The sequence below is a fragment of the Kitasatospora sp. NPDC058162 genome, assembly GCF_042884005.1.
In the GTDB taxonomy this organism is placed as follows: Bacteria; Actinomycetota; Actinomycetes; order Streptomycetales; family Streptomycetaceae; genus Kitasatospora.
The window spans coordinates 85,433-98,830 of record NZ_JBHVUS010000006.1 but is presented as its reverse complement, the minus strand read 5'-3'; the positions used below and the strand labels follow the sequence as shown (position 1 = coordinate 98,830).

Annotated in this window: 18 protein-coding genes; 11 read left to right on the top strand and 7 right to left on the bottom strand. The window is 71.5% G+C overall.

Going from position 1 to position 13,398, the window contains the following annotated elements; genetic code table 11:
- Positions 1 to 2: 2 nt before the first annotated feature.
- Both ACFVXG_RS14215 and ACFVXG_RS14210 read right to left on the bottom strand, forming a co-directional pair.
- A complete protein-coding gene (locus tag ACFVXG_RS14215) occupies positions 3 to 896 on the bottom strand; it encodes a pentapeptide repeat-containing protein (RefSeq protein ID WP_387927341.1) in 894 nt (297 codons plus the stop codon).
- On the bottom strand, positions 886 to 1,353 hold the full coding sequence (locus ACFVXG_RS14210) for a hypothetical protein (protein ID WP_387927339.1): 468 nt from the start codon (positions 1,351 to 1,353) through the stop codon (positions 886 to 888). Before ACFVXG_RS14210 ends, ACFVXG_RS14215 begins: the two co-directional genes overlap by 11 nt.
- Positions 1,354 to 1,719: 366 nt before the next feature.
- Between ACFVXG_RS14210 and ACFVXG_RS14205 the strand changes: the two genes are divergently transcribed.
- The 6 genes from ACFVXG_RS14205 to ACFVXG_RS14180 all read left to right on the top strand — a co-directional run bounded on the left by ACFVXG_RS14205 (position 1,720) and on the right by ACFVXG_RS14180 (position 5,102).
- The gene (locus ACFVXG_RS14205; protein WP_387927337.1) at positions 1,720 to 2,193 is read left to right on the top strand and encodes a hypothetical protein; all 474 of its coding nucleotides are present in this window, start codon (positions 1,720 to 1,722) and stop codon (positions 2,191 to 2,193) included.
- Positions 2,194 to 2,400: 207 nt separating this feature from the next.
- Complete coding sequence (locus ACFVXG_RS14200; protein WP_350509968.1) at positions 2,401 to 2,631, top strand: hypothetical protein; 231 nt, start codon at positions 2,401 to 2,403, stop codon at positions 2,629 to 2,631.
- Positions 2,632 to 2,672: 41 nt separating this feature from the next.
- Entirely contained in the window at positions 2,673 to 3,233 is a 561-nt protein-coding gene (locus ACFVXG_RS14195) for a hypothetical protein (protein WP_387927335.1), read from the top strand.
- Complete coding sequence (locus ACFVXG_RS14190) at positions 3,230 to 3,868, top strand: class I SAM-dependent methyltransferase (protein ID WP_387927333.1); 639 nt, start codon at positions 3,230 to 3,232, stop codon at positions 3,866 to 3,868. Before ACFVXG_RS14195 ends, ACFVXG_RS14190 begins: the two co-directional genes overlap by 4 nt.
- 70 nt (positions 3,869 to 3,938) lie before the next feature.
- Positions 3,939 to 4,757, top strand: a complete 819-nt coding sequence (locus ACFVXG_RS14185; protein WP_387927332.1) for a hypothetical protein — start codon at positions 3,939 to 3,941, stop codon at positions 4,755 to 4,757.
- Positions 4,758 to 4,898: 141 nt separating this feature from the next.
- Positions 4,899 to 5,102: a hypothetical protein gene (locus ACFVXG_RS14180; RefSeq protein ID WP_387927330.1), complete on the top strand. Its 204-nt coding sequence runs from the start codon at positions 4,899 to 4,901 to the stop codon at positions 5,100 to 5,102.
- 63 nt (positions 5,103 to 5,165) lie between these two features.
- Here the strand turns inward: ACFVXG_RS14180 and ACFVXG_RS14175 are convergent, their stop codons facing one another.
- Together ACFVXG_RS14175 and ACFVXG_RS14170 are read right to left on the bottom strand one after the other, a co-directional pair.
- A complete protein-coding gene (locus ACFVXG_RS14175; protein ID WP_387927328.1) occupies positions 5,166 to 6,104 on the bottom strand; it encodes a CAP domain-containing protein in 939 nt (312 codons plus the stop codon).
- 111 nt (positions 6,105 to 6,215) lie between these two features.
- Entirely contained in the window at positions 6,216 to 7,187 is a 972-nt protein-coding gene (locus tag ACFVXG_RS14170) for a zinc-binding dehydrogenase (RefSeq protein WP_387927326.1), read from the bottom strand.
- Between the two features lie 249 nt (positions 7,188 to 7,436).
- Here ACFVXG_RS14170 and ACFVXG_RS14165 point away from each other — a divergent pair, with 249 nt between their 5' ends.
- Both ACFVXG_RS14165 and ACFVXG_RS14160 read left to right on the top strand, forming a co-directional pair.
- Positions 7,437 to 8,372 (top strand): hypothetical protein, encoded by a 936-nt coding sequence (locus ACFVXG_RS14165; protein WP_387927325.1) that lies wholly within the window; start codon positions 7,437 to 7,439, stop codon positions 8,370 to 8,372.
- A gap of 135 nt (positions 8,373 to 8,507) precedes the next feature.
- Positions 8,508 to 8,975 (top strand): nuclear transport factor 2 family protein, encoded by a 468-nt coding sequence (locus ACFVXG_RS14160; protein ID WP_387927323.1) that lies wholly within the window; start codon positions 8,508 to 8,510, stop codon positions 8,973 to 8,975.
- A 334-nt stretch (positions 8,976 to 9,309) separates the two neighbouring features.
- On the opposite strand, the gene ACFVXG_RS14155 is transcribed toward ACFVXG_RS14160, so the two are convergent.
- A complete protein-coding gene (locus tag ACFVXG_RS14155; protein ID WP_387927321.1) occupies positions 9,310 to 10,071 on the bottom strand; it encodes a class I SAM-dependent methyltransferase in 762 nt (253 codons plus the stop codon).
- Positions 10,072 to 10,612: 541 nt separating this feature from the next.
- Between ACFVXG_RS14155 and ACFVXG_RS14150 the strand changes: the two genes are divergently transcribed.
- Together ACFVXG_RS14150 and ACFVXG_RS14145 are read left to right on the top strand one after the other, a co-directional pair.
- A complete protein-coding gene (locus ACFVXG_RS14150) occupies positions 10,613 to 11,026 on the top strand; it encodes a hypothetical protein (protein ID WP_387927319.1) in 414 nt (137 codons plus the stop codon).
- Positions 11,027 to 11,093: 67 nt separating this feature from the next.
- Entirely contained in the window at positions 11,094 to 11,429 is a 336-nt protein-coding gene (locus ACFVXG_RS14145) for a hypothetical protein (protein ID WP_387927317.1), read from the top strand.
- Here ACFVXG_RS14145 and ACFVXG_RS14140 read toward each other — a convergent pair.
- Positions 11,426 to 12,210 (bottom strand): IS5 family transposase gene (locus ACFVXG_RS14140; protein ID WP_387927835.1). Its coding sequence is split into 2 segments (ribosomal slippage): positions 11,426 to 11,908 and positions 11,911 to 12,210, totalling 783 coding nucleotides; the frame shifts between segments, so codons are not numbered across the junction. The two genes, ACFVXG_RS14145 and ACFVXG_RS14140, sit on opposite strands and share 4 nt — an antisense overlap.
- Positions 12,211 to 12,316: 106 nt before the next feature.
- Here ACFVXG_RS14140 and ACFVXG_RS14135 point away from each other — a divergent pair.
- Positions 12,317 to 12,463: a hypothetical protein gene (locus tag ACFVXG_RS14135; RefSeq protein WP_387927315.1), complete on the top strand. Its 147-nt coding sequence runs from the start codon at positions 12,317 to 12,319 to the stop codon at positions 12,461 to 12,463.
- A gap of 17 nt (positions 12,464 to 12,480) precedes the next feature.
- Here ACFVXG_RS14135 and ACFVXG_RS14130 read toward each other — a convergent pair whose 3' ends face one another.
- Entirely contained in the window at positions 12,481 to 13,305 is an 825-nt protein-coding gene (locus tag ACFVXG_RS14130) for a hypothetical protein (RefSeq protein WP_387927313.1), read from the bottom strand.
- Between the last annotated feature and the right edge of the window lie 93 nt (positions 13,306 to 13,398).

Genomic DNA, 13,398 nt, shown 5'->3' with positions numbered 1-13,398 from the left:
GGCTAGATCAGCACCGGCTCGCGGGGCAGTTCCTCCAGGCGGGCGTCCGCCCCGACGATCAGGAACACCCCCGGCCCCACCTCCTCGGAGCGGCTGCGGATGTCCATGTAGAGGTGGGCCGGCCACTCCGTCCGCAGCGACCAGCTGACGCCGATCAGATCGGCGCCGTCCAGCCGGGCGCCGGTCAGGTCCGCGTCGGTCAGATCGGCGTGGGCCAGTCCGGCGCCCGTGAAGTCCCCGTCGACCAGGACGGCGCCCGCGAGGCAGGCGTGGTCCAGGGTGGCGCGCGACAGGTCGGCCCCGGTGAGGTCGGCCGAGGTGACGTAGGCCTGGCTCAGATCGGCCCTGGTCAGGGCGCCGCCGCGGAGCGTCGCCCCGGCCAGGACCGCCCCGCACAGCTGGGACCGGCTCAGGTCAGCCCCGTCCATGGCGGCGCCGGTCAGGAGGGCGTAGCGCAGGTCGGAGTCCGGCAGCCGGGTGTCCTGGAGCCGGGCGCCCGCCAGGTGGGCGTTGAACAGCTGGGCCCGCACCAGGCTTGCGCCGGACAGGTCGGCGGCGTACAGGTTGGCGTCGTCCAGGGTCGCGTCCGACAGGTCGGCGCGCCACAGCTCGGCCTGGCAGAGGTTGATGTCGGTCATGATCGCCGAGCTCAGGTCCACGTCGTGGAGCCGCGCGCCGGCCAGGCTCGCGCCCGTCAGGTCCGCCGACCGCAGGTCCGCCCCGCGCAGGTCGACGCCGGCCAGCTCGGCGTTGTGGAGCACCGCGCCCGGGCCGGGCACCTGCAGCGGCTCGAAGGCCAGCGCGGCCCGCAGCCAGGTCCGGAAGCAGTCCTTCGGCGGCTCCTGGGGCCCGCGCGTCACCGACCCCCGTCCGCCCCGTACGGAATCACCGGCCACGACGCCTCCTCCGCTGGTCGGCCCCGTCGGCGGGACCGCCGTACCTGGTGTCCACCCGGGGGACGATCGGGGCCCGCAGCGGCCCGGGCCGGGGCCCGGGCCCGGGCTCCCCGGGTGGGGAGGGGACCTCCGGACGTGAGGGGAATTCCGGACGCGACGGGAGCTCCGGGCGCGAGGGGCCGCGCGCGAACATCTGCTTCAGGATCTGCGGCGCCGCGATCCCGATCGCCAACGCGCCCACCGGGCCCGCGACCTGGTTGGACGCCGTGGACGCCGCCGTCACGATCACCCCCACGCTCAGCCGGATCACGACCGCCACGACGTACGGGGCCAGCCGCATCTGCCCCCGGTACGTCCAGGGGAAGCCGCCGACCGAGGTGATCCGCTCATGGAGGGTCCACGCCTCGATGGCAGCCGCACCACCGAGCCCCCACAGGCATGCGGCCAGCATCTGCATCCGAGCAACTCCTCGCACCCGCAAGACCGTTGATTCCCGACGGTCCTCTCGTCGACCATGCTGGTGCACCGGGCCGCACAACGCCGAGCGCGACACCGCGCAGAGCACCGATCCTCGGGAACAACCGGCGTTCCCGGGGCGGGCGCGACCTCGCCGTGGTATACGGCCGGGGGGTGGGGCTGTCGGGCTTTCGGGGTTGCTCGCCCGGCCGTCGGGTCGCGGTCAGGACGCTCCTGTAGACGTCAGCCGTAGAGGCCGCGGCAGAGCCGCGCCTGCTCCGAGCCCGCCGGCCAGCGGCCCACCCGCTCGGCCTGGTCGCAGATCGTCCCCGGGCCCAGCGACGGCACCCCCGGCGCACCCGGAGCGGTGTTCGGGGCCCGGTGGCCGCTCGGGCTCGGACGCGGACTGCGGCCCGACTTCGCGTGCGGCGCGGACGAGGCGTGTTGGGCGTCCACCTGGTCCGCCCCGCCCGGGGCGGCCGCCGCGGAGGCCGGATCGCCGCCGCCCGGCGCGGCGCCCTCCGGCGCCGGGGAGGGGCCCGGGGACGGCGAGGGCGTGCCGGCCGACGGAACGACCGACAGCCGGCCCGACGGGGTGGCCGACGGCGAGGCCCCCGGCAAGGCCACCACCCGGAGGTCATCGCCCGAACCCGGACCGCACATCACCAGCACCGCGGCCAGCAGGACCAGCGTCCCGCCCGCGGCCACCGCCCACGCCTTCCGCGACCGCCGGGGCGGCACCGGCGGCTCCGGCACGGGCCCCGTCGGCGGGCCGGTCTGCGGCGGCTCCGCCCGGAACGGCTCCGCCCGCGACGGGACCGCCTGGGACGGGATCGCCTGAGGTGGGAGTGGGACGGGCGGCGGCTGCCAGGCGTTCGACGGCCACTGCCACTGTCCTCCGGTGGGCTGCCCAGTCATGTGCTCGTCCTTCCAGCGCCGCCCCCCGTCGTACCTTTCCCGTGCTCAACGAGCGCGCCGACGCCGGGACATGACCCGGAAGAGGGGTCTGAACGGGCGCTGATTGCCACCGCGCCACATGCTGGGGGTCATGGAGACCAACAGCACGTCCGCACACCTGGTCGAAGTCGCCGAATTCCGGACCGACAGCCGCTACCGCCTCGTCCACTTCGAGGGCCACGGCTGGGAGCCGCTCGCCCCCGAGGAGTTCGAACCCCGCCTCCACCAGCTCTTCCCCGACCTCGACCCACGCGACCCCGCCAAGGTGCACTGGGCCGACCGCCCCTGGGAATGGCCGGTCTGGCACCCCGGCGAGGCCTGAGCCACTGATCAACCGGCCCCCGCGTTCGCTACGCTTTCCGGGTGAGCGTGGATCACTTCTGGCGCCGCCTGCCAGGCCAGGCCGTGGACGCCTGTTCGCCCGAGGAACTCGGCGAACTCGTGCCGCGGAGCCGCGACGTCCGCTACGACCGGCTCGTCGCCGCCGGACTCGCCCTCGGCGTACGGCAGACCGCCGTCCTGATGGAACTCGCCCTCACCGAGAACGGCCTCCACCCCGACCCGGCCGCCCGGCTCCCCGTCTACGGCGGCACGCGCGCAGACCGCGGAGACGCTGGAGGCGCTGGAGGCCGCGGGGACACCGGAGACCGCGGAGACGCGGGAGAGCACGGAGACGCCGGGATGCTGGTGCTGCGCCCCGAACAGGTCGCCGCCGCGTTCACCTTCCTGCGCGACTCGGCACTCGGCGAACTCGTCCGCCAACAGGACACGGTGCTCGCCCGCCGGGTCGCCCAACTCGGTTCCGAGCCGCCCTGGTCCGAGTCCTGGGCCGCCCGCGTCGTCCACGACCTGCGCGAACTACGGGACTTCTTCGCCGTCGCGGCCGCCGCCGGCGACGCCATCATCGTCCGGGAGTCCGAATGACCGACCAGATGACCGACCAGGTGACCGATCAGACGCGCGCCCCCGGCACGGCCGGCTACGGCGAAGCGGCCGAGCAACTCGCCGTCCAGTACGAGAGCGTGGACTTCGCCGACATCCACCGCGCCCGGCTGCACCTCTACCCGGCCGCGCCCGCCGCCGTCCTCGACATCGGCGCCGGCACCGGCCGCGACGCGGCCACCCTCGCCGCCCTCGGCCACCGGGTCACCGCCGTCGAGCCGACCCCCGAACTACGCGCCGTCGCCGCCCGGTTGCACCCCCGCGCGGGCATCCGCTGGATCGCCGACGCGCTGCCCGCACTGCCGACGCTCAGCGCCGAGGGCGAGCAGTACGACCTGATCCTGCTCACCGCCGTGTGGATGCACCTCACCCCCGCCGAACGCCCGCCCGCCATGGGCGCCGTGGCCCGGCTCCTCGCCCCCGGCGGCCGCCTCTCCCTCACCCTCCGCCACGGTCCCGTCCCGCCCGGCCGCCGGATGTTCGACCTCCCGGCCGCCGACACCATCACCCACGCCCGGGCCCACGGCCTCCACCTCCTCCACCAGGGCACCCACCCCGACCCGCACGCCCGCGAGGGCGTGACCTGGACCGAACTGATCCTCGAGCGCGGGCGGTAGCCGCCCGGGCCGTTGAGGCCAGGGAGGTTTTTGGACCGGTGGTGGCGGGCCCTGGCACTAGGCTGCACGCGTGATCGAGAACTCGAACGTACGCCTCGCCGACCTCCTCGACCGCCGCGCGGACGGGCACGAGCCCGCGCCGGAGGCGGTCCTCGACGCGCTGTTCGAGGGCGGGGTGTTCGTTCCGGTCACCGACGGCGGATCGGTGATGTTCCTGCCCGACGAGGAGCAGCCGCCCACGCTGCTCGCGTTCACCGGCGCGGCACTCGGCGCGCAACTGCTTCCGGAAGCCGCCGGGATGGTGCACTGCGACGTGGCGCGGCTGAGGGACATCCTGGAGACGACCGGCGTCGCCGTGCTCGGGATCCGCTCCGCGAACGGGCAGGCGATCCTTCCCGAGCAGGTGACGCGGGACTGGCTGACCCACGGGCCGGGAGCGGAGATGCAGCTCGACTGGTCCACCGACCCGGTGGCGGTCGCCCTCCGTGACGCGCTGGCCCGGCGGATCCGCGAGTTCCCGGCCGTCCGCTCGGTGTGGGTGGCGCAGGTCCGGTGGCGGGTCGGCGGGGAGGAGCACCTGATGCTGCACGTGGCCGTGGACGAGGACCTGCCCTCGGCCTCCGCCGGCCGCCTGGTGCAGGTCCTGCTCCGCGAGGAGGTGCGGCTGGGCCCGGAGCACCCGAAGCTCGGGATGATCGCCCTGAACACCGTCACCCACGCCGACGCCATCGCCGAACTGGACAGCCAGGGCCTGGACACGGTGCGCCACGACCTCCGGTCGGGCCAGGTCCAGGTGATCTCCCGCGAGTACGACGACCCGGCGGTGGTCCGGGCGAACGGCGTCGCGCCCCCGCCCCGGGCCAAGCGCCGCTGGTTCGGCCGCTCCTGACGGGGCTCCGCCGATCTTTTGACACCGGATCTTTTGGCGCCCGATCTTTGGCGCCCGATCTTTGGCACCCGACCTTTTGGCGCCCGACCTTCTGGCACCGGATCTTTTGACACCGGCCCCCACCGGCGGGACGATCCGGACATGAGCCTTGCGCTGGCGCACCACACCGGCCTGATCCTCGCCCAAGTCGCGGGCCTGCTGCTGGTGTTCGGCGGGGTCTGGCTGGTCGCGGCCCAGGTGACCCGGCTGCGGCACTCGACTGCCCGGACGGTCGTCGCGGGGGCGGCCTTCGCCGCCGCCGGGGTACTGCTGATCATCGCCGTCCACTGGGGACACGTCGGGTAGGCCCTACCCGGAAACCGGTAACCGGTGGACGTCAGCAGGTGCTGACGTCCACCGGCGCTGATGTCAGCGGGTGCTGAAGTCAGCGTTCCAGGAGGCCGCGTTCGTACGCGCCAGGCCGACCTCGTTGTAGTCGCCGATCATGATCGCCAGGTGGCCCGAGGAGTTGATCCAGCCGTCCACGGCCGCGTCGATGTTCGTGGGCCCGTAGAAGGCGATCTCGCCGAAGCCCCGCCCGGTGTAGCCGAGACCGGCCGCCACGCGCCCCGAGTCGCAGAAGTGCCCGGAGACCCGGCGCTGGTCCATCTGGTCGGCATTGCACTTCGCGGCCTGGGCGAGCGTCGCGTTGAACCGCACCGGCGCCTTGCCGTACTGGGCGCGGAGGGCGTTCAGCCGGTCCAGGAACCGCTGCTGGTCGGAGGTGACCGGGCCCGGGTTCGGGCCCGGGTTCGTGCCGGTGCCCGACCCGACCAGGTCGAACCGCTGGGACATGCTGCCGTTGCAGCCCTCGACGGTGACCTCCTGGTCGAGGCCGTGGTACGTCAGACAGCCGTTGTTGTTGGCGTTGTGGAGGTACGTGCCGCCCTCGGCGGCGGACTCCAGGGTCCACTGCTGGTTGTCGCCCGCCCACCAGTGGATGAACTGGGTGGAGCGGCCGTCCCGGGTGTCCATCTCCAGCACGCGCTCGGTGCCGTTGACGTTGCGGGCGAAGTCGACCCGGTCGCCCGGCTTGTTGGAGATCCAGAACGAGGTGGAGGCGTCCTGGTAGCCGCGGGCGATGATCCGCGAGCCCTCGCCGTCGGAGCTGGCCAGCGAGTGGTGGTTCTGGTGGTCCTGGATCGTGACCATCTGCTCGACGACGCTCGCGGTCGCGGCGTTCGCCGGGGCCGCCAGCATCGTGACGCCGCTCGCGGATATCGCGGAGACGGCGAGCGCCAGGGCCGCCAGCCGGGTGCGGCGGCGGGTGGTGCCCGGACGGAGGGTGCGACGGGACGGCTGGGACACGGGGATCTCCTACTCTCGGTGGACCGCGTGCGGTTGTGCAGGCGGACGAAGAGCAGGACAACAAAAGCTGGTAGACAAACAATCAACGGCGGGCCCGGGCTGCGGGGGCTGTCAGACCAGGAGCAGGGTCTTGCCCAGGGCGTTTCGGCTCTCGATCGCGGCGTGCGCGTCCGCGGCCTGCTCCAGCGGGAAGGTCTGTCCGATGACCGGCCGGACCCGGCCCGCGACGGCCTCCGCCATCACCTGTTCGGCCCACTGGTGCATCCGCGGCCGGAACCCGTACAACTGCTCGATCCCGATCACCTCGACCCCGCGCCGCTCCGCTTCGGCGGGGTCGATCGCCGTCAGCCGACCGCTGGAGGCGCCGTGCACGGAGAACCGGCCGTGGCGGGCCGTCAGCTCGAACGCGGCCCGGCCGATCTCCCCGCCCACGCCGTCGAACACGACGTCGACCCCCGCGCCGCCGGTCGCCCGGAGGACCTGCTCGGTCCAGTCCGGTGCGGAGTAGTCGACCGCGGCCTCCGCCCCCAGGCCGCGGACCAGGTCGAGCTTGCGCGCCCCACGGGCGAGGCCGACGACCCTGGCCCCGGCCGCCCGCGCCAACTGGACCAGCAGGCTGCCGACACCGCCGGCCGCCGCCTCGACCAGCACCCACTCCCCGGGAGCGATCCGGGCCCCCTCGACCAGGCCCGTCGCGGTGCTGCCGTCCGTGTGCAAGGCCGCGGCCTCACGCAGGCCCAGCCCGTCGGGCACCGGCACCAGTCCCTCCGCACCGGCCGCCACCCGCTCGGCGAAGGCACCCGTCGGCCCGGCGTCAGCCAGCACGAACCGGCCGATCCAGCCCGGATCCACCCCTTCCCCGACCGCGCCCACCCGGCCGGCCACCATACCGCCCGGCACGTACGGCAGTTCGGGTCTGACGTGCCACTCGTCGACGCCCTGGCGAATCCGCGTCTCGACGAACGTGATGCCCACGACGGACACCTCCACCATCACCTGCCCCGGTCCGACGACCGGCTCCGGCGCCTCGCCCGGAACCAGAACCTCCGGACCCCCGAAACGCACCGCCTGCACCATTCGCATGCTGATCACTCTCCTGTCTGGGTGACGACGACTCCGACGCCACACGCCAGTTCGGCGTCGGCGACGTTCATGGCCCCCAAGGTAGAAGCTCAAGCCGACTTGAGGTCAACTGCCGGAGTGCAGGCCGGTTCCGTGCGTGGTTGCCGGCACCCGAGGGCGTTGTCGTCACTTTGACGAAAAGTGGGCTAGGCTCGTCACGACGAACCGGCCTCGGCCTTCGCGCCGACAACCCCTCTGGTGGTAAGGGACATGGACATCCGAGTGATCGTGGACCGCGACAGCGTCCACGCCGGCGACGACGGGCAACGACACTGGCAGGAGTTCCCCATGCAGGGTCACCTGACGCTGGGGGATCTCGTCGAGTGGCTGCCGTATCCCCGCTTCGTGCCGACCCGCAGTACCTGGGCGGTGTACCAAGTGCTCGGCGCCGAGCATCCGTCCGAGGGCTTCCCCTCCGGTCGGGAGGCGATAACGACCACGGCGGTCGCGGTCATCGCCCGTGAATCGGGCGAGCTGCGCTACCACCTGGACCCGCGGACACCCCTGTCCACCTTGGCGGGTGAGACGGGGAGGGTCCTGATCTTCTGCCGCACGTGCGGCAACCAGGATCCCGACGAGGCCTTCGCGGTGACCGCGGCGGGCGGGACGCCGGGGCAGGTCCGCGGCGAGCTCTACCGCAGCATGGCGACGCTGTTCTGGGCGGCCCGCGAGGGCGCCCGACTGCCCGACCAACGCGATCGGGCTCGGGCGGAGCAGTTGGGGCGACAGGTCGACGCCATGTTCAAGGGCGGAGCCCGAGCCCGCGCCGGGTTCCGGAGGTACCTGCAGTCCGACCTGAACGGACGGGTGACCCTGCCCGATTACACCGACCGGCCAGGGCCCCAGCAGGAGTTGGACCGGACTCTGCACGACCTGGCGACCTGGGCACAGGACAGCCGCATCGACATCTTCACCACGGCGTATCACGCCTCCTGGATCCTGCGCGAGCAGGGCGGTCGCTACCAGTCGGCACTCACGCTGGAGGGCCGCACCACGGCAGCTCTGAACGGCGACGGCCGGGCCTGGACGAAGCTCGCCGAGCACCTGGACTCGCTGCGCGGCCTGGAGGCACAGTCGGAACTTCCCGAGCTCCTCGACGAGCTCACCGCCCTGATCACGGGCCGATCGGCTGACGAGATCGCCTAGCCGAAGCGCGCCCGGCGCACGTCGGACAAGTCGCTCCAGGCAGTGTCTCGGCGATCGAGAGCGGAACTGTCACACAACCAGGCGTCACCAGAACGGAGAACAGGCCACGTACCGTCCTCTGAGAGCCTGATGACCATGACGAACCACATGACCGGGGACCCGGCACCCAGCCACCAGGCGGTCAAGAACCTGATCGCGCGCTACGCCGAGCTGGTGGACGACGGGGACTTCGCGGGGCTCGGGGACCTCCTCGCCGACGCCGAGTTCACCGGCAGCGGCGAGCCGGTGCGCGGGCGCGAGGCGATCGAGCGGATGTTCCGGGAGACGGTGATCGTCCACGAGGACGGCACACCGCGCACCCAGCACGTCACCACCAACCTCGCCGTCGAGGTCGACGAGCAGGCGGGCACGGCGGCGGCGCGGTCGTACGTCACCGTGTTCCAGGCGCTCCCCGAACTGCCCCTGCAACCCATCGCCGCCGGGCGCTACCACGACCGCTTCGCGCGAGCCGATGGGCGGTGGCGGTTCGTGGAGCGCCGGGTCCGGATCACCCTCGTGGGCGATGTCAGTCGGCACTTGCGGCCCGCGGGCGGGCGGGGGTAGGCGCGGGGCGGTACCCAGGCCAGCACCCATCCACCCCACAGCGCACGGGAGTTGGCCCTCCGGAGCTCAGGCGATCTTGCAGGGTGCGTAGGCGTGGCCCAACTGGGCAGCCGCGGCCAGGCGGTGGTTCCCGTCCGCGATGGAGATGCCACCCGTGCGGACATGGATCCTGTCGCCCCCTCGGCCGCCCATGCTCCTGCCATTCCTCTTCCAACATCCGGGTCACCGCGGCGTTGTCCATGGTCCGTTGCAGCGCGCGGAGTGCCGCGGGGGTAACGCCCCAGGCGCCGCGTACACGTTCCACATCCCCGGCAGCGTGACGGACAGGCGGACTTCACGGACGAGCGGCCACCAGCAGATCAACCACGTAGACCTCCTCCACGACCTCAGCAGGGAAGGCCTCCCTCAGGAGCCCGCGCTCCTCGGCAAGAAAGGCCCGAGTCGCGGCCTGGCCGAGGACGAGGAACGCCGAGCGACTGCTGATATTGGCGAGGTGTGTGTCGAGGGAGACCGTCCGCTGCCAGCGGATCCGTCGGCGCGTGACCCGCAATCCGCTCAGCCCCGCAAGCCGGATGGCCTCGTCGTCATCGGGACGCACCGCGGAACGCGCAGGCACTCCACAGTGGCGCGCGATGCGCTCGTGCTGGGCACGGAGCCACGGCACGTCGAAGGCCGTGGTGTTCCACCAGATCGCCAGCGCGCCACCCGGGCACAGAACGCGCAGCGCCTCGGGGACCGAACGGCTGGTGTCGGTCCACTGCCATGACTGCGCGTACGTGATGAGGTCGCGCGAGGAATCGGCAAGCGGCAGGGCGTTACCGTCACCCCGGACGACCGGCACATCCGGGAGCACCCGATGAAACTCGACCGCCATCGCGTCCCCAGGCTCGACGGCGATCACCTCAGCACCCCGCTCACGCAGCAGCCTGGTCGCAATTCCAGTGCCCGCACCGATGTCCGCGGCCCGGACACCCACCAGCGAACGGCCCATGAACTCCTCGACGGCGTCGAAAAGCGCGGGCGGATACGACGGGCGGCTCGCCTCGTACTGGACGGCCGCCGAGTTGAATGAACGAGCACGTGCGCTGGCAGTCATCTCCTCATCATGGTCCACAGACCGGGTGTTGGGCGCCGAGCACTCATTCCGGTGATCGCTTCCGATCGCAGCACCAGCCCCAGCCGCACAGGAAGTCGGCTGGGTCGACTTCTGGTGCGTGGCGGTGGGCGAGGTGGTCGGTGTGGGGCGGTGGTTGCTGGTTGCCGTGGGCGGTGAGTGAGCCAGCCCTTCGGCGAGGGCAGGCGTGTGTGGCTGGCTGCACGGGAAGTCGGCTCGGTCGACTTTTCGTGCGGGGCCGCGATTGCCGTTCGCCGGGAGCTCCGAGGGTGGAGTGGCCGGTCTTGGGCCGGGAGGAGTGTTTTCGGCAGGATGAACGGGTTCAGGCCCGGTCGAGCCAACCGAAGCCGTCGAAGCGTCGCCCGAGCCGTACCCGCAGGGGACGTTCCTCGACCGGCTCCGCGACAGCCACACCGCGGTCCGCGCCCAGGTCGAGCAGGGCCTGAGTCTGCGCGAGATCGCCCGACGCCTCGGCCTGGGGTGCAACACTGTCCGCAAGTACGCCCGCGCGGGCAGCCCGGAGATGATGTTGCACGGCCAGTGGCAGAACCGGACCAGCAAGCTCGACCGGTTCGAGCCCTACCTCGACCAGCGCATCGCCAAGGGCTGCACGAACGTCTCGAGGCTCCACCACGAGCTGCAAGAACGCGGGGCCCGCGACTACGTCCGACCGCTCCGTGCTGGCCGTCGGGCTGTCGGGAGCTCGCCGCCGATCGCTCGACCGCCCTCGCCCCGCCAGGCCACCGGCTGGATCATGCGCCACCCGGACCACCTACGTGAGAACGACCGGCAGCACCTCAAGACCCTGCCGGCCCGCTCACCCGAGCCCACAGCCGCCGCCGGCCACGTCCGCACCTTCGCGACCATCGTGACCAACCGCGAAGGAAGCCGGCTACGACACTGGATCGCCGACGTCACACCGCCTATGAACCTCTAACGGAATGCCCCAACTGGTCTTGAGGCCCGCGCCGGAGGTGAACGAACTCGGTTGCTAGTGTCCAGACGTGACCCTGACTGACCTCAACACCGGCTTTCGTGATGACGAGCAGCGGCGGCGCGTCCAGAGGGTCATTCATGATCGCCTCGCGGACGACCGTGACCCGCAGGAATGCCGCTTCCTCATGCGGTTCTGGTGGCAACTGGTCATGTCGTACCAAGAGGTGTCGATGGACGAGCTCAGCCGGTACATCGGCAAGCCGAAGCTGGACGTGATCGAAGCGCTGGTCAGTGCCATCAGGTCGTCCCATGCCGAGATCGATGCCTGGGTTGCCACCACCCAACATGTCTTCCCCGTGATCCAGGATCGCGGGTTCAAGGCCGACCAGGGCACTGACAGTTAACACGGTTGGAGCTTCTTCAGCCGCTGCCAGCAGATGATGCTGCAAGCGAGGCTGAGGAAGGCTTCGTGGATGTCGTCGCGGATCTCCCAGCGGATCCGCAGGCGACGGAACCAGTGCAGGTGAGCGAACGCACGCTCCACGACCCAGCGTTGGGCGCCGAGTCCGGATCCGAGTTCGGTGCCCCGTCGGGCGATCTGAGGCTTCACGCCGAGGTTCCGGACCAGACGGCGGTACTTGTCGTGGTCGTAGCCGAGGTCGCCGAGTACCACGTCCGGGCGGCGCCGGGGTCGGCCGCGCTTGCCCCGAACCGGCGGAACTGCCTCGAGCAGTGGGATCAGCTGCGTGACGTCGTTGCGATTACCGCCGGTCAGAGTGGCAGCGAGTGGGATGCCAGTGGCGTCGGTGATCAGATGGTGTTTGCTGCCCGTTCTGCCCCGGTCAACAGGGCTTCGTCCTGTCTTGGGGCCCCTTTTAGCGCGCGGACGTGGGATCCGTCGACCGCCGTGCGGGAGAAGTCCAGGGCGTTCGCGCTGCGGAGTTGAGCGAGGAGGACCTGGTGTAGCTGGGGCCAGACACCCGCCTCGGCCCATTCGGCCAGGCGCCGCCAGCAGGTCATGCCGGAACCGAAGCCGAGTTCCTGCGGGAGGTGTTCCCAGGAGATTCCGGTGTGCAGCACGAACAAGATCCCCTGGAACACCAACCGGTCCGGATGCCGCTTGCGGCCTGGGCGCCGAGTGCGACGTTCCACCTTGGGCAACAGCGGCTCGATCACCACCCACAGCTCGTCATCGACCTCTCACGGCTTCGGCCGCGCCACCCCACACCTCCGGATCACCGATACCGGAGTGATCCAATCACCTCGGAGATCATTTCGTTAGGAGTTCTATGTGCGGGGCTCCGGCGGGATCGCCGTCCTGCTCCCGCTCGACGCACCCGAGCGCGACCCCGAGGCGCTCGCCCGGCTCGACGCCCTCGCCCGACCGCAGCCAGCCGACGACCACGGTGACCGGGTGCGTTGGTTCGAGGATCGATAGCGCTACCACGCTCCGGATCAGCGGCGGGCCGGTTGGCGGCGCTTGATGCGGTCGAGGTCGCCGGCGAGCAGGTCGAGGTGGCTGATGGTGAAGTCTCCGTTGGGCAGGGTGTCTCCGTCGCCGTAGTACTCGCCCATGACGGTGGTGGGGAGGTAGGAGCGCAGGCTGTGGCGCATGCCGTTGGGGTAGTCGACGGTCTCGCCCCAGTCGGAGGGGGCCTCGTCGGTGGACAGCAGGACCCAGTGGTCCACGGGGACGAGGGCGTCGAGATCCGGTGCTGCTCCCGTGTGGCTGTCCAGCGCCGGCACGGTCAGCTGGTCGGGGTCGAGGGGCGGGTACCACAGCAGCAGGGGTTTGGCCCGTTGTGCGTCGGCGTTGTCGAAGCAGCAGACGGCGACGGTGTGGTCGGGGAAGTGGTCGGCGTAGAAGCGGAGGAGGTCCGGGTTGAGGGACGGGCGCCGGTGGGCCGGCACCTGGTGCAGGGCGGTGGGGATCGCGGTGGGGTCGTCGGCCAGGAGCACCGTGTAGACGTCGTGTTCGAAGACCTGGACGGCGGCCGGTTGCGCGCTCATCCAGTCGATCCCGTCGATGTCGACGGCGATGGGGCGAACGGCGTCGACCATGCGCTCCAGGACGTCGGTGCTGCGCCCGACGGAGAGGAACTGCCCTGGGGTGAGCTGCTCGGTGGGCAGGTGCAGCATCAGCGCGTTCGGGCCGCTCGCGAGGTTGACGGCGGTGTTCTGGTAGCCCAGGACATGGATGAGGCCGTGCTCGGGGTGGTGCTGCCGACCGCAGTACACGATCGTGCCGGAGAACGCGGCCTCACTGGTCGAGATGCACATGGTGGCAAGGTAGCGCCCCGTTCATGCGGGAACCGGGAGGGGCGTGCTGATCATCCTCACGGAATCCGTGGCTGAACCCGAATCGCCTGCTCG